The organism is Cellulomonas composti (assembly GCF_007990245.1).
GTDB classification, from domain to species: Bacteria; Actinomycetota; Actinomycetes; order Actinomycetales; family Cellulomonadaceae; genus Cellulomonas; species Cellulomonas composti.
On record NZ_BJWG01000003.1, the window covers coordinates 194064 to 220302 of the forward strand.

Here is a 26239-nt window from a genome sequence, read left to right on the forward strand (position 1 = left end):
GGCGGGTCCGACGCGCCGAGACAAGCCTGAGATTCACCTAGTTGGAGCAACCGGTGGGCGATTGACGGAGCCTTGTCCGATTTGCCGGACGGAAATCGGACAGATCGCTCACGAACTTCACCCGGTCGGCCGATCAAGTCATTTTCGAGGACCTTCGCCATCCTTTGCCCTCCCTTTCCGCGAGGCCCTCGAGCTCGAGCAAACCGAACGCTCCGAGCGTCTCGGCGACCCCCAGACCGGCCGCCTGCGCGACGTCCTGCGAGCTGCGCGCGACGCGCGTCCCAAGCGCGTCGAGCACCCGGCGGCCGACCTCGTCGAGACCGTCGGTGGGGCGCCGGACGTCCTCGACGGCCGGCACGGCGTCCGGCCCGATCGCTCCCGCGAGCTCGACCACCTCGGCTCCGTCGGTGACGCACACGGCGACCCCTTCGCGCAGGAGCCGGTGGCAGCCTGCCGAGGCCATCGAGGTCACGGGCCCCGGCACCGCCCCGACGGGTCGCAGCAGGCGCTCGGCATGGTGCGCCGTGCTCAGGGCGCCCGACCGCCACGCCGCCTCCACGACCACGCACGCCGCGCCGATCGCGGCGATCAGCCTGTTGCGCTGCAGGAACCTGCTGCGCGTCGGCAACGCGCCCGGCGGCACCTCGCTGACCAGGGCGCCGCCCGCGGACAGCACCGCCTCGAACAGCGACGCGTTGCCGGACGGGTACGACCGGTCGACACCGCCGGCAAGCACCACGAGCGTGCCGCCGGGCCGTGCGTGCGCACCCCGGTGCACCGCGGCGTCGATCCCGTACGCACCGCCGGACACGACGAGCAGTCCCGCGTCGGCCGCACCCGCGGCGAGGTCGTACGCGACCCGCTCGCCGTAGGTCGTGGCGGCCCGGGAGCCGACGATCGCGACCGTCCCCCGCACGGCCCGAACCTCACCGCGCACCCACAGACAGGGCGGAGCGCACGGACCGAGGTCGTCGAGACCCGCCGGCCAGTCGTCGTCGCCCGGGACGACCACGCGCACGCCCGTGGCTCCCGTCGGTGCCGGCCGCCCCAGCCGGGGCGCCCAGCGCCGCACCGCCCGCTCGAGCCTGGCGGCCGCCCCCGCCGACGCGTCGGGCAGCAACGCGCGGACCCCCGCGACCACGCCGTCGTCGTCGAGACCCCCGCGCACGGCCGCGGTGAGCCGGTTCCACGCGTCGGACGCGCCGAGCGTCGCGATCAGCGTCCCGGCCACGTCGTCACCCGGTTCGACCAGCCCGCTCCACGCCGCACGCGCCGTCCGCTCGTCGGCTACCACCTGCTCCACGTCGCCCCCACCCCGTTCGTCACGTTCTCGTCCCACCCGTTTCCCACTGCCTCGGTTCTCGATTCCCCCTGCACGTCCTCGTCCACTGCACCGGCCGGCGTCCGCGCGTTCACGCGCCCTGCCCCCGCGTCCGGAGCGCGAGCGCATGCCCGACGTCCGACGGGTTCGGCGCGTCCCGCCCGGCAAGGTCCGCCAGGGTCCAGGCGACCCGGAGCACGCGGTCGACACCGCGCAGGCTCAACGTCCCGCGATCGACGGCACGGTCGAGACCCGACATCAGCGAGCGGTCCGCCCCGAGTCGCTCGCGCAGCCAGCCGCCCGGCACCTCGGCGTTGGTGCGCCACGGCGTTCCGGCGAGCCGGGCCGCCTGCGCATCGCGGGCGGCCCGCACGCGCGCAGCGACGGTCGCGCTCGACTCCCCCGCGACGGCGTCCGCGCGGGCCGGACCGAGCTCGACCTGCAGGTCGACGCGGTCGAGCAGCGGGCCGGAGAGCTTCCCGAAGTACCGGCGCCGCTGCTCGACCCGGCACGAGCAGTCCAGCCCCTTGCCCACGGCCCGGCCGCACGGGCACGGGTTGGCGGCGAGCACGAGCTGGAACCGCGCCGGGTAGCGCGCGGTGCCGTTGGCGCGGTGCAGGACGAGCTCGCCGTGCTCGAGCGGCTGGCGCAACGTCTGCAGGACCGCGGTGCTGAACTCGGGAGCCTCGTCGAGGAAGAGCACCCCGCGGTGCGCACGGGAGGCCGAACCGGGGCGCGGCATCCCCGATCCCCCACCGACGACGCTCGCGGGCGTCGCGGTGTGGTGCGGATCCTCGAACGGCGGCCGCCGCAGCAGCCCGCCGCCCGGGTCGAACGCGCCCGCGACCGAGTGCACGGCCGTCACCTCGACGGCCTCCTGCTCCGAGAGGTCGGGAAGCAGGCCGGGCAGACGCGCCGCGAGCATCGTCTTGCCGGTCCCGGGCGGGCCGACCATGAGCAGGTGGTGCCCACCTGCCGCGGCCACCTCGAGGCAGCCGCGCGCCTCGACCTGACCGACCACGTCGGCCAGGTCGAGCGACTGCTCCTGCGGTCGTTCCGCGACCGGTTCGACGAGCACCACGGGCACCTCGTCCGGGATCGCCACGTCCGCGCCGTACCAGCCCGCCACCTCGGCGAGGCAGGCCGCACCCCGCACCTCGGCGCCCGGGACGAGCGCGGCCTCCTCCGCGTTCCCCGCGGGCACGACGACGCGCGGCAGACCCGCCGCGACGGCAGCGGCCACCGCCGGCAGGATCCCGCGCACCGGGCGCAGTCGACCGTCCAGACCCAGCTCCCCCAGGTGGACGACGCCCGCCGTCCGGACGGGGTCGATGATCTCCGCGCCGGCGAGGATCGCGACGGCGACACCCAGGTCGAAGCCGGTGCCTGACTTCGGCAACGACGCGGGCGACAGGTTGACGGTCACGCGCCGGTTCGGCCAGGCGAGTCCCGACGAGCTCACCGCAGCCCGGACCCGGTCACGCGACTCGGCGAGCGCAGCATCGGGCAGACCGACGAGCGTGAACGCCGGCAGCGAAGCCGCGAGGTGCGCCTCGACCTCGACGACGTGCCCGGACAGCCCGACGAGCCCGACCGCCAGCGTGCGCCCGAGCGCCATCAGAGCCCCATCAGGTGCTCGACCTGGGGCGCGCCGGCCGCGGGCAGCACCACCGCGATCACGTCCACACGCAGCGTGCACCCGGGATGCGGGTGCTCGCGCATCCAGCGCCCGGCGAGCCCGCGCACGCGGGCCAGCTTGGCGTGGGTCACGGCCTCGGCGGGGTGACCGAAGCGCAGCGAACGGCGTGTCTTGACCTCGATCACGACGACCTCGCGGCCTTCGAGTGCGACGAGGTCGAGCTCACCCTCCGAACAGCGCCAGTTGCGCTCGATCACCCGCCACCCGAGCCGCACCACGTGCGCGGCTGCGACGTCCTCCCCGTACCGCCCGACAGCATCCTTCGCGCGCATCTGCCACCACCTCCGGGCAGCACGCTGGCAGTCCGGGACCGGGTCGGTGCGCGCGCACGACCCGATCGGAGGGGTGCCGCCGACGATCCGGGGCTGGGGGCGGGTGGCGCGAGCCGGCCGTGCTGCTAGCGGGGGAAGCCGGGACCGCCGCCGAGGTCGAGCTCGGCCTTGGCGAGCTCCTCGACGTTGACGTCCTTGAACGTCACGACGCGCACGGACTTCACGAACCGGGCCGAGCGGTACACGTCCCACACCCAGGCGTCGGCGAGCGTCAGCTCGAAGTACACCTCACCCGCCGCCGACCTCACCTGCAGGTCCACCTGGTTCGCCAGGTAGAACCGTCGTTCGGTCTCGACGACGTACGAGAAGAGGCCGACCACGTCGCGGTACTCGCGGTACAGCGCGAGCTCCATGTCGGTCTCGTAGTTCTCCAGGTCCTCCGCGCTCACGCGCCCATCATCCCCCACCGCCGGGCACGACGACGTCCGCGACAGGCATCGGCGCCGACGACGACTCGGCGAGCACGCCCGGGAGCCGCCACGAGCGCCGGTGCAGCACGCTCGGCCCGAGCTCACGCAGCGCCTCGAGGTGCACAGGTGCCGCGTAGCCCTTGTTCTCGTCCCAGCGGTAGGCCGGGTGCGCGTCGGCGAGGGCCACCATCAGCGCGTCACGCTCGCACTTGGCCAGCACGCTCGCGGCCGCCACGCTCGCGCACGTCCGGTCCGCCTTGACCCGCAGGTGCACCCGCGGCGGGACCGTCGCGACCTCGTCGTCGTCGAACAGTCCGCCCTGGGCCGGGGGCGTGAGCCAGTCGTGCGAGCCGTCGAGCAGCACGGCGTCGACGGGCCCCACCTCGTCGGCCACCCGCGCGAGCGCGCGCGTCCCGGCGAGCCGCAGCGCAGCGATGATGCCGACCTCGTCGATCTCCGCGGCGCTCGCGTGCCCCACCGCTCGCGCCAGGCCCCAGCGCTGCAGCGCGGGCAGCAGCGCCTCGCGCGCACCGGGGGTCAGGAGCTTGGAGTCCGCGACGCCACGCGGCGCCGACCTCGTCGAGACCCCGACGACGACCACGCCGACGGACACCGGCCCCGCGAGCGACCCGCGGCCCACCTCGTCCATACCCGCGAGGAGACGCGCGCCGTCGCGCAGCAGCGCTCGCTCGTGACGCAGGTGCACGCTCATGACGGGTCGGGAACGTCCTCGAACGTCTCGCCGGGGTTGTGCAGGATCTTCGCTCGGTCGAGCGGCCACACCACGACGAACGCCTTGCCGACGACGTTGTCCTCGGGGATCGAGCCGCCGCCGGGCTCGCCCATGTGCCGACGCGAGTCCGCCGAGTGCGGGCGGTTGTCCCCCATCACCCACAGGCTGTCCGCCGGGACGGTGGTCTCGAACGGGCTCTCGCACGGCTCGACGCCCTCGGCGAGGTACGGCTCGTCGAGCGCGACGCCGTTGACGGTGAGCTGGGTGCCCGGCCCGTCGCACGAGACGTGGTCCCCCGGCAGCCCGATCACGCGCTTGACGAGGTGCTCACCCGCGTCCTGCGGATAGAGCCCGATGAAGGTCAGCACGTCGTTGAGCGTCCGCCGCACCGCGGAGGGCTCCTCGGCGACCTGGCCCTCGAGCCAGTCGCCCGGGTCCTTGAACACGACGATGTCGCCACGCTCGAGGTCGAACGGACCCGGGGTCAGCTTGCTGACCATGATCCGGTCGTCCTCGATCAGGGTGTCGTGCATCGACGAGCTGGGGATGAAGAACGCCTGCACCAGGAACGTCTTGACGAGCCAGGACAGCACCAGTGCCGAGACGAGGATGATCGCGACCTCGCGCAGCAGCGAGCCGCGGGCGGGTTCCTTCGTGCCGCGCGAGCGGTGCGACGACGAGCCGGCGGGGAAGATCTCGTCGGCCGGAGGTGAGTCCGGGGGCGAGGGCTCGGGCCCTGCCGTCGCGGCGGTGCCCGCCGGCTGCTCGCCGGTCGAATCGTGCGTCATCGTTCCGTCCTCGCTGGTCTCTTCTGCGCCGCTGCCCGCAGCGCGAGCCGACCAGCCTTGTGCGTGCCGGTGCTCCGGCCCGTCCTCGACGCTGCGACCCACCCGCACACTCTCGCACGCCGACCTTGCCGTCGCCGCACCGGTCCAGGCTGCGGCGCGCCGATCCCGGCACGCCGATCCAGCCCCCGGCACGCCGAAGGGCGGCCACCCTCGCAGGTGACCGCCCTTCGGACGGAGCGCAGGAGCTCAGGCCCGTGGGCCTGTGCTCACCGCTTCTCCTTGATCTTGGCCTTCTTGCCGCGCAGGCCACGCAGGTAGTACAGCTTCGCGCGACGCACGTCACCGCGCGTGATGACCTCGATGGACTCCAGCGACGGGGCGTGCAGCGGGAACGTCCGCTCGACGCCGACCTGGAAGCTGATCTTGCGGACGGTGAACGTCTCGCGGACGCCGTCGCCCTGACGCGCGATCACGACGCCCTGGAACGCCTGGACGCGCGAGCGGTTGCCCTCGACGACCTTGACGTTGACCTTGACGGTGTCGCCCGCCCGGAACTCGGGGATGTCGGACCGCAGCGAGGCGGCGTCGACCTGGTCCAGCGTGTGCATGTTGTCTCCCGGCCCTGCCACAGGTCAGGGACGCGTCCGGGGACGCCGCCGTGAGCGGCCGACGTCCCGATGGTCTGGTCCGGTGCGTCCGGCGCGACCGACTGGTCGACCGGGTGGGTCGTGGTTCGTCTCCCCCGTGGCAGAGACGCGACCGCGCGCGCACCAACGGGCAAGTCTGCCACAACGGGCGCGCCCGCAGGTAATCGGTCGTCCTGGGTCCGGCTGAGGACCTGGACGACCCGCTCACAGCGGCGGGAGCGCCACCTCGGCGAGCACGGCGCGGTCCCGCGAGTCGAGCGACGCCGGATCGAGCGCCTCCACCATGTCCGGGCGCTGCGTCGCGGTCCGCCGCAGCGCCTCGTCGCGCCGCCACCGTGCGATCTGGCCGTGGTGACCCGACAGCAGCACCGGCGGCACGTCGAGCCCGGCCCAGCTCGCGGGCTTGGTGTAGACGGGGTACTCGAGCAGCCCGGCCGCACCGTGGGACTCCTCGACGAGCGACTCGGGGTTCCCGATGACGCCCGGCAGCAGCCGCGCGACCGCCTCGACGACCACGAGCGCGGCGACCTCGCCGCCGTTGAGGACGTAGTCCCCGAGCGACAGCTCGCTGACCCGCACGCCGCGCGCCCGGTAGTGCTCGGCGACGCGCGCGTCGATCCCCTCGTAGCGGCCGCACGCGAGCACGAGGTGCTCCTCGGGGGCCAGCCGCTCGGCCGTGCGCTGCGTGAACAACGCGCCGGAGGGCGTCGGGAGGACGAGGTGCGCGTCGGGCGTCAGCACCTCGTCGAGCGCCGTGCCCCACACGTCGGGTCGCATGACCATGCCCGCGCCGCCGCCGAAGGGCGTGTCGTCGACCGTGCGGTGGCGGTCGGTGGTCCAGTCGCGCAGGTCGTGCACGCGCAGGTCGAGCAGGCCCGACTCGCGGGCCTTGCCGACCAGCGACAGCTCGAGCGGCGCGAGGTAGTCGGGGAAGATCGTCAGGACGTCGATGCGCACGGTCAGCCCCTCGTCTCGTCGGACACGACCAGGCGCGCGACGTCGGACGCGAGCAGCCCGCCCGGCGGGTCGAGCACGACCCGCCCGCCCGGCACGTCGACGACCGGCACGATCGCGCTCACGAACGGGACGAGCGTGCGCGCCCCGTCGGGCTCGCGGAGTACCAGGACGTCGTGCGCGGGCAGGTGCTCGAGCCCGACGAGCTCGCCGACGACCGTGCCGTCCGCGAGCTCGGCGCGCAGGCCGGCGAGCTCGTGCGGGTACCAGGCGTCGTCCTCGTCGGACGCGTCCTCCTCGACCAGGAGCGTGGTCCCGGCGGCCTGCTCGGCGGACGTGCGGTCCGTGAGCTCGACGAACGAGACGTACCACCGGCCCTGCTGGATGCGCGTGGAGCGCACGGTGAGCACCGGGAGCTGCGCCGAGTCCGTGCGCAGCACGGCACCGTCGGCGAGCCGTTCGTCGGGCGCGTCGGTGCGCAGGTCGAGCGCGACCTCGCCGCGCAGGCCGTGGGCACGCCCGATGCGGGCGACGGTCAGCTGCATGCTCGCTCCTTGCGGGAGGGACCGGAGTGGTGGGTGGCACTGCCGCACAGACGGCGGAGGCCCGACCCCCAGGTTAGGGGGTCGGGCCTCCGGGAAGCGTCCTGCGACTGCTCAGCGACGGTCGACGTCGACGACGTCGACACGGACCGAGCCGTCGGCCGAGAGGGCTCCGACAACCGTGCGCAGCGCCTTGGCGGTGCGCCCGCCGCGGCCGATGACCCGTCCGAGGTCCTCGGGGTGAACCCGGACCTCGAGCAGCTCGCCGCGTCGCAGCGAGGAGGAGCTCACGTGCACGTCGTCCGGGTGGTCGACGATGCCGCGCACCAGGTGCTCGAGAGCGTCGGCGAGCATCAGGCCTGCTCGTCCTCGACGGCCGCAGCCTCGTCGGCGACGACCTCGGGCTCGACCGGCGCCTCGGCGGCGGCCTTCTTCTCGGACGCCTTCGCCTTGACCTTCTCGGCGTCGGCGGCGACGGCCTCGACGGCCGCGGTCGCGTCGGCCTTGCCGGCCTTGACGCGCAGGGTGCCCTCGGCGCCCGGCAGGCCCTTGAACTTCTGCCAGTCGCCGGTGACCTTGAGGAGCGCGAGGACCTGCTCGGTCGGCTGCGCGCCGACGCCGAGCCAGTACTGCGCACGCTCGGACTTGACCTCGATGAGCGACGGCTCCTCGGTCGGGTGGTACTTGCCGATCTCCTCGATCACGCGGCCGTCGCGCTTGGTGCGCGAGTCGGCGACGACGATGCGGTAGTACGGAGCGCGGATCTTGCCGAGACGCTTCAGACGGATCTTGGTGGCCACGTGGTGGTCTTCTCCTGGATTCAGCTGGGGAGTCGTCCCGCGCATCCCGTGGGGTTAGGGCGCGCCGGTCCGACGAAGGACGCGACGACGTCGGGTAGAGGGGCCGACGACGCCGAGTACAGCCGACCATCATGCCAGACGCCGGCGCCCCGCCCAACCCGCCTCGGGTTCGTCGCGACCGGCGCGCGTGCGCTCAGGCGTGCCGCACGCCGCGCAGCACGACCGCTCGGGGGTGCTGCAGCGCCCCGACGTCCAGCCGCGGGTCGCTGTCGTACACGACGAGGTCCGCGCTCGCGCCCTCCGTCAGACCGTCGACCCCGAGCCACTCGCGCGTCCGCCAGGACGCGGCCGCGACGACCTCACGCGCCGGGATGCCGGCAGCGGCCAGCTCGAGCGCCTCGTCGGCGATGCGGCCGTGGCCGATCGTCCCGCCGGCGTCCGTCCCGACGAGGATCGGCACGCCCGCGTCGTGCAGGTCGCGCACGTGCCCGTACCGGCGGGCGCCCATCGCGCTCATCCGCGCGGCGAACCGCGGGTAGCGGGCCTGGCCCTGCGCCGCGATCGCCTCGAACTGCGCGATCTGCAGCAGCGTCGCGGTGACGGGTACGCCCAGGTCGGCGATGCGCTCGATCTGGGCGGGTGTGGCGCCCGTGGCGTGCTCGAGGCAGTCGATCCCGGCATCCAGCAGCGGGTCGAGCGACTCGGTCGCGAACGTGTGCGCCGTGACCCGCGCACCGGCGTCGTGCGCGGCCGCCACGGCCCGCGTCAGCACGTCGTCGGGCCACAGCGGCGTCAGGTCGCCGGCGGGGCCGAGGTCGCGGTCGATCCAGTCCGCGACGAGCTTGACCCAGCCGTCGCCGCGCACCGCCTCGGCGTGCACCGCGCCGGGCAGGTCGCGCACGTCGGGCAGCTCGAGTCCGTAGTGGCGCAGGTAGCGCTTCGGGCGCGCGAGGTGGTGGCCGGCGCGGATCAGGCGAGGCAGGTCGTCGCGGGCGTGCACCCATGACGTGTCCGCCGGCGAACCCGCGTCGCGGATCAGCAGCACGCCGGCGTCCCGGTCCGCGACCGCCTGCCGCTCCGCGGTCGCGCGATCGACCGGGCCGTCGGCAGCGAGCCCGACGTGGCAGTGCACGTCCACCAGACCGGGCAGCACCCAGCCCTCGATCGTCGTCGTCGTCGCGCGCGCCGGACGCTCGAACGTGAGGCGCCCGCCCAGCACCCACGCCTCGCCCGCCTCGCGATCGTCGTCGACGACGATCGTCCCGCGCAGGTGCAGCACGTCGGTCATGCGGGGCTCCCGCTCAGCGATCCGGGAGCTCAGCGACCCAGGAACTTGTCGAAGCCCGCGGGCAGCTCGAGCGCGGCCGGGTCGATCTCGGCCGGCGGCTGCTGACCGAGACCGAATGCTGATCCCGTCGGCGCCTTGGGGGCCGGCCGGCCCTCGACGACCGCGCGCTCCTGCTCGGCGCGCTTGGCCGGGTTGCCGGACTTGCCGCGGACCTTGCGCGCGGGTGCCGCCGTGCGGCCACGCGACTTGCGACCCATCCCGGGCATGTTGCCCATGCCGGGCATGGCGCCGGGCATGCCGCCCGACTTCGCCATCTGCTTCATCATCTTCTGCGCGGCGTCGAACCGCTCCAGCAGCTGGTTGACGTCGGTCGTCGTCGTGCCCGAGCCCTTCGCGATGCGCGAGCGCCGGGAGCCGTTGATCATCTTGGGGTCGTCGCGCTCGGCGGGAGTCATCGAGTGGATGATCGCCTCGATGCGGTCGACCTCGCGCTCGTCGAAGTTGTCGAGCGCCTCACGCATCTGCGCCATGCCCGGGAGCATCCCGAACATCTTCTTGATCGAGCCCATCTTGCGCAGCTGCTGCATCTGCGAGAGGAAGTCCGCGAGCGTGAAGCCCTCGCCGCTCGCGAGCTTGCCGGCCATCTGCTCGGCCTGCTCGGCGTCGAACGCCTTCTCCGCCTGCTCGATGAGCGAGAGCACGTCGCCCATGTCGAGGATGCGCGAGGCCATGCGGTCCGGGTGGAACACCTCGAAGTCGGTGAGCTTCTCACCGGTGCTCGCGTACAGGATCGGCCGCCCGGTGACCGACGCGACCGACAGGGCCGCACCGCCGCGCGCGTCGCCGTCGAGCTTGGACAGCACGACGCCGGTGAACCCGACGCCGTCCGCGAAGGCCTGCGCGGTGGTGACCGCGTCCTGGCCGATCATCGCGTCGATCACGAACAGGATCTCGTCCGGTTCGACGGCGTCGCGGATGTCCGCGGCCTGCGCCATGAGCTCCGAGTCCACGCCGAGGCGGCCCGCGGTGTCGACGATCAGGACGTCGTGCTGGCGCGCACGGGCGGTCTCGAGGCCGGCGCGGGCGACCGCGACGGGATCGGCCCCGGCCGGCATGACGTCGTCGGAACCCTGGTTGCCCGGGTGCGGCGCGAACACCGGCACGCCGGCACGCTCGCCGACGACCTGCAGCTGCGTCACGGCGTTCGGGCGCTGCAGGTCCGCGGCGACGAGCAGCGGCGTGTGGCCCTGGCTCTTGAGGTGCAGCGCGAGCTTGCCCGCGAGCGTCGTCTTGCCCGCACCCTGCAGACCCGCGAGCAGCACGACGGTCGGCGGGTTCTTCGCGAGGCGCAGCGTGCGCGTCTCGCCGCCGAGGATCCCGACGAGCTCCTCGTTGACGATCTTGACGACCTGCTGCGCCGGGTTCAGCGCGCCCGAGACCTCGGCGGACAGCGCCCGCTCGCGGACCTTGCCGGTGAACTCGCGCACCACCGGGACGGCGACGTCGGCGTCGAGCAGCGCCCGGCGGATCTCGCGCACCGTGGCGTCGATGTCCGCCTCGGAGAGCCGACCCTTGGTGCGCAGGTTCTTGAAGGTCGACGTCAGCCGGTCGGACAGGGTGGCGAACACGTGGCAGGTCCTGCTCTGCTCGGGGTCAGGGACGTCCCAGGGTACCCGGGCGCTCGTCGGGTACGCCCCCGGCGAGCCGCTCACGCGCCCGTTCGACGAGCGAGTCGACGATCGTCGCGCGCCACCGGCTCCAGGCGGCCGGTCCGGCCGCGACCGCGTCCGCCTCGCTCAGCACGCGCAGCGCGTCGAGCAGGTCGACCCGGTGGTCCACCGCGTCCAGCACCCGGTCGACGGTCGCGGGGTCGTCGGGATCGGCGCTCGTGACGAGCTCGACGAGCGTGAGGTGCTCGCGGACCAGGCGCGTGACGTCGGCCGCGACGTTCTCGTCGAACCCCATCCGCGTGACGATCGGCCCGACGAGCCGCGCGCCCTCGACCGAGTGGTCGCCCGCACCGGCGCGCTTGCCGATGTCGTGCAGGATCGCCGCGAGCAGGACCGTCTCCCCGAGCGCCGCCGCACGCCGGTCGGCGGCCACGTTCGCGACGGTCTCGACGAGGTGGCGGTCCACGGTGTGCCGGTGCACGGGCGAGCGCTGCGGCCTGTTGCGGACCGCGGCCCACTCGGGGATCCACGTCGTGACGACGCCCGCGAGGTCGAGCGCCTCCCAGATCGGCGTCTGCGCGTGGCCGGAGGCGAGCAGCTGGAGCAGGTGCGTGCGGGCCGCCTTCGGCCACGGCACGGGCAGCGGCGGCGTCGCCGTGAGGTGCGCGACGGAGATCGGCGAGAGCTGCAGACCCGTGCGGGCCGCGGTCGCGGCCGCGCGCAGCGAGAGCAACGGGTCGTGCTCGGGCTGGGCGTCCGCGGCGAGCACGATCTCGTCGTCGTGCTGCACGAGACCCTCGGCGATGGGCCGCAGGCGCGGCGGCTGGCGACGTCCGCGCACGATGCGCGGGCTGCGCGCGGGCCGCTCGAGCGCCTGGCGGGCGTTGCGCGCGGTGGTGTCGAGCGCGTACGAGATGACGCGCGCCGACTCCGCGATGCTCGCGAGCAGGTCGTCGCGGTCGTCGAACCCGACGAGCTCGGCGACCTCGTCCTGGTCGGCGAGGAGCAGGCGGTTGGTGTGCCGACGCGTCGCCACCTGGACGGCGTCGCGCACGTCGAGCAGGTGCGTGTAGGCGGAGTCGACCGCGCCGTGCGGGCGGTCGGTGAGCCACGTGGCCGCGAGCGCCGAGAGCACCACGGCGTCACGGATGCCGCCGCGCGCCTCCTTGAGCTCGGGCTCGATGAGGTAGGCGAGCTCACCGTGCCGCTCGGCGCGCTGCCGGGTCGAGGCGAGCAGCTCGGGCAGGCGGCGCCGGGCAGCCGCACGCCAGTCCTCCAGCAGGGCGGACGTGGCGCGCGCGACCACCACCGGGTCGCCCGCGACGTGCTGCAGCTCGAGCAGCCCCACGGCGGCGGGCAGGTCCTTGGACGCGACCTGGCGGCACTGCGCGAGCGAACGCACCGAGTGGTCCAGGTCGACCCCGGCGTCCCAGATCGGGTACCAGAGCTTCTGCGCGAGCGCCTGCAGCTCCTCGGCGGAGCGACTGCGGCCCTCGTGCACGAGCAGCAGGTCGAGGTCGGAGACCGGGCTCGCGTCGCCGCGACCCACGGACCCCACGGCTCCGAGCGCGACGCCCGTCATGTCGGCGCCGTCGGTCGCCTGCTCCCACAGCTCGCCGAGCCGGCGCAGCACGAGCTCGACCACGGCGACACGGCGGGCGACGCCGTCGGTGCCGGGGCCCGTCATCGCGGTCGCGAGGCTGAGCCTCTCGACACGCAGGTCCCGCACCCCGAGGGGGCGCGGGACCTGCGTCGAGTGCTCGTCCCCGGCCGCGTCCCCCATGGGCGGCCGATGGTCGGACACGGTGCTACAGCGCGTCGTCGCCGTGCTCGCCGGTGCGGACGCGAGCCACGTCCTCGACCGGGACCACCCAGACCTTGCCGTCGCCGATCTTGCCGGTCTGCGCGGCGCGGATCACGACCTCCACCACGCCGGCCACGTCCTCGTCGGCGACCAGGACGTCGATCTTGACCTTCGGCACCAGGTCGACCGTGTACTCGGCCCCCCGGTAGACCTCGGTGTGCCCGCGCTGCCGGCCGTAGCCGCTCGCCTCGCTCACCGTGAGCCCGCGGACTCCCGCGGCCTCGAGGGCCGACTTCACATCGTCCAACCGGTGCGGCTGGATGACCGCCGTCACAAGCTTCGTCATCACTTCACCTCCGTCACGACACGGGAACCGATACCCAGCGTCTCGTACGCGGTCTCACCGTGCACCGCGAGGTCGATGCCGCCGACCTCGGCCTCTTCCGAGACCCGCCAGCCCATGGTCGCCTTCAGCACCAGGCCGAGGACGAGCGTGATGACTCCCGAGAACACGATCGCGGAGAGCGCGATGAGGACCTGGATCACCAGCTGCTTGGCGTCGCCGCCGTAGAACAGGCCACGGTCGTCGGTCGCGAGGAAGCCGATCAGCACCGTGCCGACCACGCCACCCACGAGGTGGACGCCGACGACGTCGAGCGAGTCGTCGTAGCCGAACTTGTACTTCAGACCCACCGCGAGGGCGCAGAGCACACCGGCGATGACGCCGAGGATGATCGAGCCGACCGGGTTCAGCGCACCGGCCGCCGGGGTGATCGCGACGAGACCCGCGACGACACCCGAGGCGGCACCGAGCGACGTGGCGTGACCGTCGCGGAACTTCTCAGCGACGAGCCAGCCGAGCATCGCGGCACAGGTGGCAACCGTCGTGTTCACCCACGCGAGGCCCGCGACGCCGTCGGCCGCACCGGCGGAGCCGGCGTTGAAGCCGAACCAGCCGAACCAGAGCAGGGCGGCACCGAGCATGACGAACGGCAGGTTGTGCGGACGCATCGGCTCCTTGGCGAAGCCCTTGCGCTTGCCGATGAGGATCGCGAGCACCAGCGCCGCGATACCGGCGTTGATGTGGACGACCGTGCCGCCCGCGAAGTCGATCGGTGCGACCGTGGCCACGCCGTCCGTCGTGCCGAAGATCTTGGCGGACAGGCCGTCGGGCGACGCCGACAGGAAGCCACCGCCCCAGACCATGTGCGCGAGCGGGAAGTACGAGAGCGTCACCCAGATCCCCGCGAAGACCATCCAGGTCGAGAACTTGGTGCGGTCGGCGATCGCGCCCGAGATCAGCGCGACCGTGATGATCGCGAAGGTCGCCTGGAACGCCACACCGACGAGCGCCGGAACACCCGCCCAGCCGAGGATGCTCGCCTCGTCCGTGAGGCCATCGAGGCCGAAGAACTCGAACGGCTTGCCGATGATCCCGCCGACGTCGGTGCCGAACGACATCGAGTAGCCCCAGAGGACGTACACGATGCCGACGACGCCGATCGCGCCGAAGCTCATCATCATCATGTTGAGCACGCTCTTGCCGCGCACCATGCCGCCGTAGAAGAACGCCAGACCCGGCGTCATCAGCAGCACCAAGGATGCGGACGCGAGCAGCCACGCTGTGTTTCCGCTGTCCAGCGTGAAGTCCATAGAGATCGCCTCTCCCCTCGCCAGCCGGGCGGCCGGTCGCGGACAACGTTCGGGGAAGGGCATTTCGCCGGGTCGCAGCGTGGGTTTCTGCCGTGTGACAAGGTGCCCGCGCGTGTAAACGTTCGGTTTCCAGGTGGGCATTCGTCCGACTCGTGGGACGGCGCGCCACCGCAGCACCGCGACGCGGTGCCGGCCGGGCTAATGGAGCAGGCCGTCGACGAACGCCTCGGGGTCGAACGGCGCCAGGTCGTCGGGCCCCTCGCCGAGCCCGACGAGCTTGACGGGCACGCCCAGCTCGCGCTGCACGGCCACGACGATGCCGCCCTTGGCCGTGCCGTCGAGCTTGGTCAGGACGATGCCGGTGACGCCGGCGACCTCACCGAACACCCGTGCCTGGTTCAGTCCGTTCTGGCCCGTGGTCGCATCCAGCACGAGGAGCACCTCGGTCAGCGGGGCCTCCTTGCCGATCACGCGCGTGATCTTGCCCAGCTCGTCCATCAGGCCGGCCTTGTTCTGCAGCCGTCCGGCGGTGTCCACGACGACGACGTCGACGCCGGCCGCCTTGCCGGTGCGCACCGCGTCGAACGCGACCGACGCCGGGTCGGCGCCGTCGCGGTCGGCGCGCACGGTGGGCACGCCGACGCGTGAGCCCCAGGTCTCGAGCTGGTCGGCCGCGGCGGCACGGAACGTGTCCGCGGCGCCCAGGACGACCGAACGGCCCTCGGCGACGAGCAGGCGTGCGAGCTTGCCGATCGTCGTCGTCTTTCCGGTGCCGTTGACACCCACGACCAGAAGGACCGCGGGCGTGACGGTGCCGTCCTCCCCCGTGGTCGGCGCGGTCGCGAGCTCGCGGTCGAGCGCCGGGTCGACGAGCGCGAGGAGCTGCTCACGCAGGAGCGTGCGCACCTGAGCAGGGTCCTGGAGACCCTCGACACGAACGCGTACGCGCAGGGCGTCGATGAGCTCACCGGTCGGTCCGGGGCCGACGTCGGCCAGCAGGAGCGTCTCCTCGAGCTCGTCCCAGTCGTCCTCGGACAGGTGGTCGCGCGAGAGCACCGCGAGCAGCCGGGCGCCGAGCGGCGAACCCGACCGGGCCAGCCTGTCGCGCAGACGCGCGAGCCGGCCCGTCGCGGGGGCGGGGACCTCGAGCTCCGCCGCCTCGGGCGCGGTCTCGACCTCGGGCGCGCCGGCCTGCTCGGGCACCGCGACCGCCTCGGGCGCCGCGGCGTCGGGCGGGGCGCCCGGCTGAGTGGGCAGTCCGGCGCCCGGCGCGACGCCCGGCGCGGCGGTCCCGTCACCCTCGTCGGCGGCGGGTCCGGCCTGCTGCGGCACCTCGTCGACGGTGCTCGTCGGCGGGCTCGTCGGGGGTGCGCTCTCGTCGTCACGACGGCGACGGACGACGAGCGAGACGAGGGCGACCGCGACCGCGATCGGGATCCCCGCAGCGAGCAGGACGGGAAGAAGGTCCGGGTTCACGGGACCAGTCTGTCAGTCGACTCAGGCGGACTTGTGGCCGGGCAGCGCCCGCGCCGCCTTGCGACCCGCGCTGCGCAGCCCCTCCGAGAGGTCGTCGGCCTGCAGGTACGGCTCGCCGTCGTCGGCGGTCGCGCGCAGGAAGTCGGCGAGCGAGAGGTCGACCGGCTCCGCCTCGGCGGCTGCGGCGGCGGCCACCTGGTCGGGAGCGGGGTTCCGACGTCCGGTCAGGCCACGTCGGAACGTGGTCCACAGCGAGTCCTCGCCCGCGACGTCTCCCGCCGTGGTGCCCCCGGACCGCGCCGAGAACACGCTCGCGAGCACCAGCACTGCGGCTGCGACGAGCAGGGCGACGAAGATCCCGATGACGACTGGCACGCCTTCATCCTCGCCTCCGGTCCGCCCGATGTCGCGTGGCGTGCAGACTCGGGCGGCTTTCGCCACACAATCTTCACGCACCGGCGCTCGAGCCGGGCACGACGGCGGGCCGGGTGCGGTCAGGCCGTCGCGTCCTCGCGCATCCGCTGGCTGACGACCGTCGTGACCCCGTCGCCGCGCATCGTCACGCCGTACAGCGCGTCGGCGATCTCCATCGTGCGCTTCTGGTGCGTCACGACGATGAGCTGCGAATCGTCCTGCAGCTCGCGGAAGATCTCCAGGAGGCGGCCGAGGTTGGCGTCGTCGAGCGCGGCCTCGACCTCGTCCATCACGTAGAACGGCGACGGGCGCGCCTTGAAGATCGCGACGAGCAGCGCGACCGCCGTCAGCGAGCGCTCGCCGCCCGAGAGCAGCGAGAGCCGCTTGACCTTCTTGCCGGCCGGGCGCGCCTCGACCTCGATGCCGGTCGTGAGCATGTTGTCGGGGTCGGTGAGCACCAGCCGGCCCTCGCCGCCGGGGAACAGTCGCGGGAAGACGACGTCGAACGCCGCGGCCGTGTCGCGGTACGCCTCCGCGAACACCTGCTCGACGCGCTCGTCGATCTCCTTGACGATCTCGAGGAGGTCGGCGCGCGACTTCTTGAGGTCGGCGAGCTGGTCGACGAGGAACTTGTGCCGCTCCTCGAGCGCCGCGAACTCCTCGAGCGCGAGCGGGTTGACCCGGCCCAGCAGGGACAGCGCCCGCTCGGCCGCGCGCAGCCGCTTCTCCTGCTGCTCGCGCACGTAGGGCACGTGCGTCGGCGCCTCCGGGTCCGGCTCGGTGCCCGGTGGCACGACGACGGGCACGTCCCGGTCGGGTCCGAACTCGTCGAGCAGGACCGCGGGGTCCAGGCCGAGCTCCTCGATCGCGCGCGACTCGAGCTGCTCGATGCGCAGCTTCTGCTGCGTACGGGCCACCTCGTCACGGTGCGCGGCATCGGTGAGCCGCGCGAGCTCGGCCGCCGCCGTCTCGGCCTGCGCCCGAGCCGTGACGAGCTGCTGCTCGCGCTCGGTCCGGGCGGCCTCGGCCGCCGCACGCTCGTCGGCCGCCTGCAGCAACGAGGCCTCGAGCACGACGAGCGCGCGCGTCGCACCCTCGCGCACCGCGGCGGCGACCGCGCACTGACGCACCCGTTCGCGCTCGCGCGCCGCAGCCCGCTCACGGGCCGCCCGCTCGGACTGTGCGGCGCGTTCGAGCGACTCGGCACGGCCGGACAGCGCGCGGGCCCGCTCCTCGAGCGTGCGCAGCGTCAGGCGGGCCTCGGTCTCGCGCGTGCGCGCGGCCGTGGCGCCCTCGGCGAGCCGGTCGCGTCGTCGTGCGCCGTCGGCGATCGTCGCCTCGCTCTGCGCGGGTTCGACCTCCGCGGCCGCGAGCCGTTCGGTGAGCTCGGCGAGCTGCACGGAGTCGTCCTCGAGCGTGCGCGACGCGGCGTCGAGCGAGGCCTGCAGCCGCTCCGCCTCGGCGCGCGCGGCGCGCGCGGTCGATCCGAGGTGACCGAGCTGTTCGGCGACGGCGGCCATCGCGGCGTCGGACTCGTTGAGGCGTTCGAGCGTCGCGTCGTGCGCGGACCGGGCGTCGGCACGGGCCTGCGTCGCGGTCGCGAGCTCGAAGCGCAGCCGCTCGCCGTCCGCGGTCGCCTCGGCCGCGCGCTGGCGCGCCTGGTCGAGCGCGGCCTGCAGGTGCAGCGCGCTGGGCGCGGTCGCGGACCCGCCCGACGCGCGGTGCCGGGACAGCACGTCGCCCGTGCGGGTCGCGACGACGACGTCGGGGTGCGCCGCGAGCGTCGCGCGCGCGATCGCCAGGTCGTCGACGACGACGACGTCGCCGAGCAGTGCCAGCACCGCGGGCCGCACGTGCTCGGGCGCCCGCACCAGGTCGACCGCCCGGTCGACGCCCGGCGGCAGGTCCGGGGCCGTCGCACGGCCGGGACCGTCCGGACCGCCGACGAGCAGCGTCGTGCGGCCCGCGTCCTGCAGGCGCAGGTACCGGATCGCGTCGACGGCGGCGTCCACGGACTCGACGGCCACCGCGTCGGCGAGCGCGCCGAGGGCCGCGACGATCGCGTCCTCGTCGCGCGGGTCGACCGACAGCAGCGCGGCGACCGAGCCGATCGTGCCGGTCAGCCCGTCGGCCGCGAGCAGGGCACCGGCGCCGTCCTTGCGGGTCAGGCTCAGCTCGAGCGTCTCGGCACGCGAGGTCTGCGCGGCACGTTCGTGCTCGGCGGCGGCGAGGCCTTCGCTGAGCTCCGCGACGCGGGCCGTGGCGGACTCGAGCGCCTCGACCGCGGCCTCGTGCTCGGCGTCCAGGCCCTCCTCGCCCTCCTCGGCGCCGGCGACCTGCGACTCGAGCGCCGCGAACTGCGCGTTGGCGGCCAGCCCGCGCCGCTCGGCGGCGGCGAGCGCCTCACTCAGCCGCCCGAGCTCGGCCTGCGTCGCCTCGACACGGCTGCGCCGGGCCGCGACCTGGCCCGCGAGCCGCGCGACGCCCTCGCGCCGGTCGGCGGCACCGCGCAGCGCGGTCGCGAGCTCCTTCTCGGCGTCGCCCGCCTCCTGCTCGGCGGCCTGTCGCGCCGTCACGGCACCCTCGAGTGCGGCCCGCGCGACGTCGACCTCCGCGGCGAGCTCCGTCTCGGCCTGGCGCACGCGTTCGGCCTGCGCCGCCAGGTCGTCGGGGTCGCGTCCGTCACCGCGCTCGGGCGCCGCGGAACCCAGCAGGCGCACGCGGTCGGCCGCGAGCGACGCCGTGCCCCGCAGGCGTTCGCGCAGCGAGGAGAGCCGGTACCAGACCTCGCTGACCTCGGACAGCGCGGGTGCGGCCTGAGCCGCCTCACGCTCGAGCGCGACGAGCCGGCCCCGCGTCTGCGCGAGCCCGTCCTCGACGCGGGCGCGCTCGGCCAGCAACGCGGTCTCGTCGGCGATCTCCTGCTCGAGCGTGGACGAGAGCTGCGCGAGGTCGTCGGCCAGGAGGCGCGCACGCGCGTCGCGCAGGTCCGCCTGCACGACCGCGGCCTTGCGCGCGACCTCGGCCTGACGGCCGAGCGGGCCGAGCTGGCGGCGGATCTCTGCGGTCAGGTCGCCCAGGCGCGTGAGGTTCGCCTGCATCGCCTCGAGCTTGCGGAGCGCCTTCTCCTTGCGCTTGCGGTGCTTGAGGACGCCTGCGGCCTCCTCGATGAACCCGCGGCGCTCCTCGGGCGTCGCGCGCAGCACCGCGTCGAGCTGCCCCTGCCCGACGATCACGTGCATCTCGCGGCCCAGACCCGAGTCCGAGAGCAGGTCCTGGATGTCGAGCAGCCGGCACGACTGCCCGTTGATCGCGTACTCCGAACCGCCGTTGCGGAACAGCGTGCGGCTGATCGTCACCTCGGTGTACTCGATCGGCAGCGCGCCGTCCGTGTTGTCGATCGTCAGCGCGACCTCGGCGCGGCCCAGCGGCGGGCGGCCGGACGTGCCGGCGAAGATGACGTCCTCCATCTTGCCGCCGCGCAGCGACTTGGCGCCCTGCTCCCCCATGACCCACGCGAGCGCGTCGACGACGTTCGACTTGCCCGAGCCGTTGGGGCCGACGACGCACGTGATCCCCGGCTCGAAGCTCAGCGTCGTCGCCGAGGCGAACGACTTGAACCCGCGCAGGGTCAGCGTCTTGAGGTGCACGGCGGTGAGTCTAGGGCGACGGTGTGCCCGGCGACGTCGTTCAGAGCGACGGGAACCAGAGCGCGATCTCGCGCGCGGCCGACTCGGGCGAGTCCGAGCCGTGCACGATGTTCTCGATCACCTTGCGACCCCAGTCACGTGCGAGGTCGCCGCGGATCGTTCCGGGCGCCGCCGTCGTCGGGTCCGTGGCCCCCGCGAGAGAGCGGAAGCCCTCGATCGCACGGTGGCCCTCGACGACGACCGCCGCGACGGGACCGGAGCTCATGAACTCGATCAGGGGCCCGAGGAACGGCTTGCCCGCGTGCTCGGCGTAGTGCTCCGCGAGCAGGTCCGCATCCGCCGTGCGCAGCTCGAGCGCGACGAGCGTGTAGCCCTTGGCCTCGATGCGACGGAGCACCTCGCCGACGAGTCCGCGGGCGACGCCGTCGGGCTTGACGAGGACGAGGGTGCGCTGGCGCGCGGGTGCGTCGGTCATGGTCGAAACCCTAGCGGCGCGCCGACCGCGTGCGGCACGCGGTCAGGGCCCGACGGCACCCGGGTGCGCCGCGTCGTACTCGGCGCGCTCGCGGTCGATGCGCCCGCCGATGCGGATCGCCATGACCCACAGTGCGACGAACACGAGGGCGACGAGCACCGCGATGTCCCGCGCGACCGCGGGCAGCAGCAGCGCCGCTATCACCAGCCACACCTGCGCGACCCAGCCGAGCGCGTACCCGCCGGGACGCCCGACCATGCCCGCGACGACCACGAGCAGCAGCGCCAGGCCGCCACCGACCGCCCACACCAGCCCGGGGGCTGCGGCGCGCAGGCCGTACGCCACGAGCGTCGCGAACAGCACGCACAGCGCCTCGAGCACGAGGATCGTCTGGGCGAACTGGGGCTTCGCGGGGCGCTTGCGGCGCACGGCCGGCGCGTCGGACGTCACGGCTCCAGGCTACCGGCGTGGCTTCGGCCACCCGTCACGGCCACCTCGTCGGGTTCGACGTGGTCCGTGAGCGCGTCCACGACGACGACCGCGTCGTCACTCGCCTCGTGCGAGCCCGAGCCGTCGGCCGCCACGGCCTCGCCGCGCGCGACCATGCCGGCCACGTCGGAGAGCTTGACCTCCTTGAGGAACAGCGCGAGCACCAGCCCGACGAGCACGAGCGGCACGAAGTACCAGAACGACGGTGCGAGCGTGCTGGCGAACGCGTCGATCACGCCCGACCGGTAGGGCTCGGGGAGCTGCTGCACGGCCTCCGGCGTGATGCCCGCCGCATCGCCACCGCCGCCCGGAGCGTCCGCGAACACCTCGGTCAGCTTCGCGAACAGGTTCGCCGTGAAGATCGTCGAGAACACCGCCGTGCCCACCGCGGCACCGATCTCACGGAAGAAGTTGTTGGAGCTCGTCGCGGTGCCGAGCTCGTGCGGGTCCACCGAGTTCTGCACGGCGAGCACGATCGTCTGCATGACGAGGCCCATGCCCGCGCCGAGCACGAAGATCATGGCGCCGAACACCCACATCGACATGTCGCCGGTGATGCGCGTGAGCCACGCGAGGCCCGCCGCGGTGATCGCGAGGCCGACGACCGGGTAGATCTTGTAGCGGCCGGTCTTCGTGATCGCGATACCGGACCCGATCGCGGTGATCATGACGCCGAGCATCATCGGCAGCATGAGGAAGCCGGACTCGGTCACGCCCACACCGGTGGACATCTGCAGGAAGGTGGGCAGGAACGCGAGCGCCGCGAACATGCCGGCACCGAGGATGAAGCCGATCGCGGTGGCGATCGTGAAGGTCGGGTTGCGGAACAGCCGCAGGGGCAGGAGCGGGTCGTTCGCGCGCAGCTCCACGAGGACGAAGGCCCCGATCGCCCCCAGGGTGGCGAGGACCAGCGCGAGCAGGGCGGGGTCCGACCAGTCGTAGCCGCTGTTGCCCGACCAGGACGTCCAGCTCGCCGCGAGCACGAGGCCCGACGTGCCGAGCACCATGAGGACGATGCCCGCGATGTCGAGCGGGCGGTCCGAGCGGTGCGACGGCAGCTTGAGCGTGAACCAGGCGGCGGTGAACGCGGCGATGCCGACCGGGATGTTGATCCAGAAGCACCACCGCCAGCTCGCGTGGTCCGTGAACAGACCGCCGAGCAGCGGGCCGATCACGGCAGCGATACCGAACAGCGCACCCATCGGACCCATGTACTTCCCGCGGTCCTTCGCCGGGACGATGTCCGCGATGATCGCCTGCGACAGGATCATCAGACCGCCGCCGCCGAGGCCCTGGACGAAGCGCCACGCCACGAGCCAGCCGAAGCTCGACGCGAAGCCGGCGCCCGCCGAGGCGAGCGTGAACAGCCCGATCGCGACGAGGAACGGCCAGCGCCGCCCCCACAGGTCGCCGAACTTGCCGTACAGCGGCATCACGATCGCGATCGCGAGGATGTACGCGGTGACGACCCAGCCCTGGTGGGCCACGCCGTCGAGCTCGCCGACGATCGTCGGCATCGCGGTACCGACGATCGACTGGTCGAGCGAGGACAGGAACATGCTCGCCATCAGGGCCGCGAAGATCAGCCAGACGGTGCGGGGGGTCAGGACGACGAGCGGCTTGTCGGTCGTCGCGGTCGTCGTGTCGGTCGTGGTGGTGGCCGTGGCCATCGGAACCTCGTTCTGCGTGCGGCCCGACGCGCGTTGGCGCGCCGGGTGGTTCGGGAGCGTGCGGGGGTGTGCGGGGTCAGACGAAGATCGCCCGGAGCTGGGTGACGACCGCGTGCAGGTGGTCGCGCGGGTCGGTGTCGTCGCCCGCCGCCTCCCACCGCATCGCGGCCGTGTGGACGAGCACGAGCGCGAGCGCGGCGACCGCGTCCGGTTCGACCACCGGGCCACCGTCGGGCTGCGGGGTGCTCTCGAGCCGGTCGGCGACGAGTCGGACGACCGCGCCGCGGTGCGCCTCGACCCACGCGATCTGCTTGGCGAGCAGCCTCGGCTCGCGCGCGGCGAGCTCGAGTGCGGCGCGGAAGCGGTCGTGGCCCATCGGCGGGTGCGCGACCACCTCGCCCAGCACCGTCTCGAGGTCGTCGACGAGGTCACCCGTGGGACCGCCGGCGACGAACGTGCCCACGACCTGAGGCGACAGCGGCCACGGGCCGTGGCCGAGCACCGCGTCGTCCTTCGACTCGAAGTAGTTGAAGAACGTGCGCGTCGAGACCCCGGCCGCCTCGCAGATCGCCTCGACCGTCACTGCGTCGAGTCCGTCTCGAGCGACGAGCGTGTGCGTCGCGTCGATCAGCGCGGCGCGACGCGCACGCTTCTTGCGCTCGCGCAGGCCGTCGTCGGTCGCGACGGTGAGGGTCGGGGCGGTGGGCACCGAGCAAAGTTACACCCACTGCAATATTGCATCGGACGCAAGGAGTGCGACATCCGTCACACCGCACGGATCGTGACCACGCGAACCGTGAGATTCCGGACTGCTCCGGTGCGAACCGCCCCGGTGCGGACCGCGACAGCGCGGTCTGCGACAGCGCGGGTCATGCACAGCGGCCGGTCAGATCTCGCCGAACCCCGCGTCGATCGCCTCGGTGAGCGCGTCGAGCGCGGCCTGCGCCTGTGGCCCGTCGGCGGCGATCGTCAACGTCGCACCTTGGGTCGCACCCAGCTTCATCAGCTCGAGCACGCTCGCCGCGTTCACGCCGTTCACCGTGACCTTCGCGTCGTAGTCCGCGAGCATGCGTGCGACGACCGCCGCGGGCCGCGCGTGCAGCCCCATCGGGTTGAGCAGCGTCCTGGTCACGCGCAGCGCTCCGTCGTCGGCCTCCTGCGACGACGCCGCGTCGGACGCGAACAGCGCACCGGCGTGCACCGCGGCCGCCGCCACGGCCGCCGCGTCGGCGCCGCCGTGCGCCGTCACCGCGGCCGCGACCGCTCCCTCCACGAACGGCGCGTCGGCCAGCCGGACACGCTCGGCGACCTCCGGGTCGACCAGCTCGAGCACGGCCTCGGTCGTGAGCACCGCCGAGCCGAGGTCCGTGAGGACCACCGCCTGCCGGTCGTCGGCCACGGCCGACTCCAGCGCCGCCTGCACACGCTCGAAGTCCGTGCCGAGACCGTGGTCGGTCCCGCCGGCGGCGACGATGAGCACACCGGGCGCCATCTGTCCCGCGAGCTCGGCCGTGCCGCGCGCCAGGTCGCTCGAGTGCGAGACGAGCACGAGGGCGACGCCGGCCGGATCGTCGGGTCGGCTGGCCCCGCCGGCCTCGCCGGCCCCGTCGGCCTCGTCGGGCGTCACCCCGCAGCCCCGCGAACCGCCCCCGAACCGTCCACCGTCTCGTCCACCGTCTCATGCTTCGTGTCGCGCGCCGTGTCGCGCGCGGCCTCACTCGCGGCGGCCAGGAGCAGCGCGGTCGACCGCGAGCCCGGGTCGAGGTGCCCCGCCGACCGCTCGCCGAGGTAGCTCGCGCGGCCCTTCGTCGCGACGAGCGGGATCGTCGACTCGGCGCCCTCGGCAGCCGCCTGCGCGGCCACCTCGAGCACACCTACCGGATCGACCCCTTGTGCCGCCGCATGGGCAGCGGCCTCGGCCGCCGGGGTCCACGCGTCGACCATCGTCTTCTCCCCCGTCGTCGCCTTGCCGCGCGCGACGATGCCCTCGAGAGCGGCCTCGATGAGCGCGACGACGCCGGCGCTGTCGATCGCCGGCGCGTCGGTCACCTTCGCGGCCCGCAGGAACGCCGTGCCGTACAGAGGTCCGGCCGCGCCGCCGACCGTGGACATGAGCGTCGTCGCGACGAGCTTGAGCACGTCACCGACGGTTCCCGGCGGCGTCACGAGCGCGTCGAGCTTGGCGATCACGGCCGTGAAGCCGCGGTTCATGTTCTCGCCGTGGTCACCGTCGCCGATCTGCCGGTCGAGCTCGATCAGCTCCTCCCGGTGCGCCGCGACCACCGCCGCACATCGTCGGACCCAGTCGACCGCCCATGTCACGTCCAGCGTCATGCGACCCCTCGCTCTCGTCGTACGTCGTCAGTCCGTCGCCGGGCACCGCTGCGGTGTCACCACCGCAGCGCCGTGGTGTGCACCGGGGCGTCCCAGAGCGCGGTCAGTTCGTCGTCGAGCCGGAGCACGGTCACGGAGGCACCCTGCATCTCCAGCGACGTGACGTAGTTCCCGACGAGCGAGCGCGTGACCTGCACACCCCGCGCCTCCAGCAGCGCGCGGGCCTGACGATAGACGACGTACAGCTCGGAGGCGGGCGTGCCGCCCATGCCGTTGACGAACAGGAGCACCCGCTCACCGCCCGCGAGACCGAGGTCGTCCGCGACCGGCGTGAGCAGCATCTCGGTGATCTCGTCGGCGGACGCGAGCGGGATGCGACGGCGGCCGGGTTCGCCGTGGATGCCGATGCCGATCTCGATCTCGTCGTCGGGCAGGTCGAAGCTCGGCTTGCCCGCGTGCGGAACCGTGCACGCGGTGAGCGCGACGCCCATCGAGCGCACGTTCGCGATGACCTTCTCGGCGAGTGCCGTGACGGCGTCCAGGTCGTCGCCGCGTTCGGCCGCCGCGCCCGCGATCTTCTCGACCGCGACCGTTCCCGCGACGCCGCGCCTGCCGGCCGTGTACAGCGAGTCCTGGACGGCCACGTCGTCGTTGACGATCACGGTGCGGACCGTGACGCCCTCGGCGTCGGCGAGCTCGGCCGCGGTCTCGAAGTTGAGGACGTCGCCCGTGTAGTTCTTGACGATCGCGAGGACGCCCGCGCCGCCGTCGGCGGCCTGAAGGGCGGGTGCGATCTGGTCCGGGGTCGGGCTCGTGAACATCGCGCCCGGCACCGCGCCGTCGAGCATGCCGACTCCGACGAACCCGCCGTGCAGCGGCTCGTGACCGCTGCCGCCACCGCTGACGATGCCGACCTTGCCGCTCACCGCGCCTCCCGCGCGGTTCACGTACGTCGGGTCGAAATGCACTTCGACCAGGTCCGCGTGCGCCGCGGCGAAGCCCTCGAGGGACTCCGTCGTCACGGTGCTCGGGTCGTTGATGAGCTTCTTCACTCTCGCCGTCCCATCCCCGGGCGCCGCGTGGGGCCCGG

26 protein-coding genes are annotated in these 26239 nt (G+C 73.5%); all 26 read right to left on the reverse strand.

Annotated features, from left to right (window positions below):
* Window positions 1-133: 133 nt before the first annotated feature.
* Entirely contained in the window at window positions 134-1303 is a 1170-nt protein-coding gene (dprA, locus tag CCO02nite_RS05080) for a DNA-processing protein DprA (protein ID WP_246117353.1), read from the reverse strand.
* A gap of 109 nt (window positions 1304-1412) precedes the next feature.
* On the reverse strand, window positions 1413-2939 hold the full coding sequence (locus CCO02nite_RS05085) for a YifB family Mg chelatase-like AAA ATPase (protein ID WP_146841962.1): 1527 nt from the start codon (window positions 2937-2939) through the stop codon (window positions 1413-1415).
* Window positions 2939-3292, reverse strand: a complete 354-nt coding sequence (locus tag CCO02nite_RS05090) for a YraN family protein (RefSeq protein ID WP_146841963.1) — start codon at window positions 3290-3292, stop codon at window positions 2939-2941. The genes CCO02nite_RS05085 and CCO02nite_RS05090 overlap by 1 nt, the downstream gene beginning before the upstream one ends.
* Window positions 3293-3417: 125 nt before the next feature.
* Complete coding sequence (locus tag CCO02nite_RS05095) at window positions 3418-3741, reverse strand: DUF2469 domain-containing protein (RefSeq protein WP_146841964.1); 324 nt, start codon at window positions 3739-3741, stop codon at window positions 3418-3420.
* Between the two features lie 7 nt (window positions 3742-3748).
* Complete coding sequence (rnhB, locus tag CCO02nite_RS05100; RefSeq protein ID WP_146841965.1) at window positions 3749-4474, reverse strand: ribonuclease HII; 726 nt, start codon at window positions 4472-4474, stop codon at window positions 3749-3751.
* On the reverse strand, window positions 4471-5283 hold the full coding sequence (gene lepB, locus CCO02nite_RS05105; RefSeq protein WP_146841966.1) for a signal peptidase I: 813 nt from the start codon (window positions 5281-5283) through the stop codon (window positions 4471-4473). The genes rnhB and lepB overlap by 4 nt, the downstream gene beginning before the upstream one ends.
* Before the next feature lie 266 nt (window positions 5284-5549).
* Window positions 5550-5891 carry a 50S ribosomal protein L19 gene (rplS, locus tag CCO02nite_RS05110; protein WP_146841967.1) on the reverse strand — a complete coding sequence of 114 codons (342 nt, stop codon included), beginning with the start codon at window positions 5889-5891 and terminating at the stop codon, window positions 5550-5552.
* A gap of 243 nt (window positions 5892-6134) precedes the next feature.
* Complete coding sequence (gene trmD / locus CCO02nite_RS05115) at window positions 6135-6887, reverse strand: tRNA (guanosine(37)-N1)-methyltransferase TrmD (protein ID WP_146841968.1); 753 nt, start codon at window positions 6885-6887, stop codon at window positions 6135-6137.
* Window positions 6888-6889: 2 nt separating this feature from the next.
* On the reverse strand, window positions 6890-7429 hold the full coding sequence (rimM, locus tag CCO02nite_RS05120; RefSeq protein ID WP_146841969.1) for a ribosome maturation factor RimM: 540 nt from the start codon (window positions 7427-7429) through the stop codon (window positions 6890-6892).
* A gap of 111 nt (window positions 7430-7540) precedes the next feature.
* On the reverse strand, window positions 7541-7780 hold the full coding sequence (locus CCO02nite_RS05125) for an RNA-binding protein (RefSeq protein ID WP_146841970.1): 240 nt from the start codon (window positions 7778-7780) through the stop codon (window positions 7541-7543).
* Window positions 7780-8226, reverse strand: coding sequence for a 30S ribosomal protein S16 (gene rpsP, locus CCO02nite_RS05130; protein WP_146841971.1), 447 nt, complete (start codon window positions 8224-8226; stop codon window positions 7780-7782). The genes CCO02nite_RS05125 and rpsP overlap by 1 nt, the downstream gene beginning before the upstream one ends.
* A gap of 193 nt (window positions 8227-8419) precedes the next feature.
* Window positions 8420-9514, reverse strand: a complete 1095-nt coding sequence (locus CCO02nite_RS05135; protein ID WP_146841972.1) for an amidohydrolase family protein — start codon at window positions 9512-9514, stop codon at window positions 8420-8422.
* Between the two features lie 29 nt (window positions 9515-9543).
* Window positions 9544-11142, reverse strand: coding sequence for a signal recognition particle protein (ffh, locus tag CCO02nite_RS05140; protein WP_146841973.1), 1599 nt, complete (start codon window positions 11140-11142; stop codon window positions 9544-9546).
* Between the two features lie 25 nt (window positions 11143-11167).
* Window positions 11168-12967, reverse strand: coding sequence for a [protein-PII] uridylyltransferase (locus CCO02nite_RS05145; protein WP_246117354.1), 1800 nt, complete (start codon window positions 12965-12967; stop codon window positions 11168-11170).
* 25 nt (window positions 12968-12992) lie between these two features.
* Window positions 12993-13334 carry a P-II family nitrogen regulator gene (locus CCO02nite_RS05150; protein ID WP_146841975.1) on the reverse strand — a complete coding sequence of 114 codons (342 nt, stop codon included), beginning with the start codon at window positions 13332-13334 and terminating at the stop codon, window positions 12993-12995.
* Complete coding sequence (locus tag CCO02nite_RS05155; RefSeq protein ID WP_146841976.1) at window positions 13334-14641, reverse strand: ammonium transporter; 1308 nt, start codon at window positions 14639-14641, stop codon at window positions 13334-13336. The genes CCO02nite_RS05150 and CCO02nite_RS05155 overlap by 1 nt, the downstream gene beginning before the upstream one ends.
* 198 nt (window positions 14642-14839) lie before the next feature.
* Window positions 14840-16117 carry a signal recognition particle-docking protein FtsY gene (gene ftsY, locus CCO02nite_RS05160; RefSeq protein WP_146841977.1) on the reverse strand — a complete coding sequence of 426 codons (1278 nt, stop codon included), beginning with the start codon at window positions 16115-16117 and terminating at the stop codon, window positions 14840-14842.
* A gap of 21 nt (window positions 16118-16138) precedes the next feature.
* Window positions 16139-16492 carry a hypothetical protein gene (locus CCO02nite_RS05165; protein WP_146841978.1) on the reverse strand — a complete coding sequence of 118 codons (354 nt, stop codon included), beginning with the start codon at window positions 16490-16492 and terminating at the stop codon, window positions 16139-16141.
* 119 nt (window positions 16493-16611) lie between these two features.
* Complete coding sequence (smc, locus tag CCO02nite_RS05170; RefSeq protein WP_146841979.1) at window positions 16612-20181, reverse strand: chromosome segregation protein SMC; 3570 nt, start codon at window positions 20179-20181, stop codon at window positions 16612-16614.
* Window positions 20182-20221: 40 nt separating this feature from the next.
* Window positions 20222-20656, reverse strand: a complete 435-nt coding sequence (ndk, locus tag CCO02nite_RS05175) for a nucleoside-diphosphate kinase (RefSeq protein ID WP_146841980.1) — start codon at window positions 20654-20656, stop codon at window positions 20222-20224.
* Between the two features lie 42 nt (window positions 20657-20698).
* Complete coding sequence (locus CCO02nite_RS05180; protein WP_146841982.1) at window positions 20699-21106, reverse strand: DUF4233 domain-containing protein; 408 nt, start codon at window positions 21104-21106, stop codon at window positions 20699-20701.
* On the reverse strand, window positions 21103-22815 hold the full coding sequence (locus tag CCO02nite_RS05185) for an MDR family MFS transporter (RefSeq protein ID WP_146841983.1): 1713 nt from the start codon (window positions 22813-22815) through the stop codon (window positions 21103-21105). Before CCO02nite_RS05185 ends, CCO02nite_RS05180 begins: the two co-directional genes overlap by 4 nt.
* 76 nt (window positions 22816-22891) lie before the next feature.
* Complete coding sequence (locus CCO02nite_RS05190) at window positions 22892-23524, reverse strand: TetR/AcrR family transcriptional regulator (protein WP_146841985.1); 633 nt, start codon at window positions 23522-23524, stop codon at window positions 22892-22894.
* A 177-nt stretch (window positions 23525-23701) separates the two neighbouring features.
* Window positions 23702-24442 carry a dihydroxyacetone kinase phosphoryl donor subunit DhaM gene (gene dhaM, locus CCO02nite_RS05195; protein WP_246117355.1) on the reverse strand — a complete coding sequence of 247 codons (741 nt, stop codon included), beginning with the start codon at window positions 24440-24442 and terminating at the stop codon, window positions 23702-23704.
* Entirely contained in the window at window positions 24439-25149 is a 711-nt protein-coding gene (gene dhaL, locus CCO02nite_RS05200; protein WP_146841986.1) for a dihydroxyacetone kinase subunit DhaL, read from the reverse strand. Before dhaL ends, dhaM begins: the two co-directional genes overlap by 4 nt.
* A 56-nt stretch (window positions 25150-25205) precedes the next feature.
* A complete protein-coding gene (gene dhaK / locus CCO02nite_RS05205) occupies window positions 25206-26201 on the reverse strand; it encodes a dihydroxyacetone kinase subunit DhaK (RefSeq protein WP_146842131.1) in 996 nt (331 codons plus the stop codon).
* Between the last annotated feature and the right edge of the window lie 38 nt (window positions 26202-26239).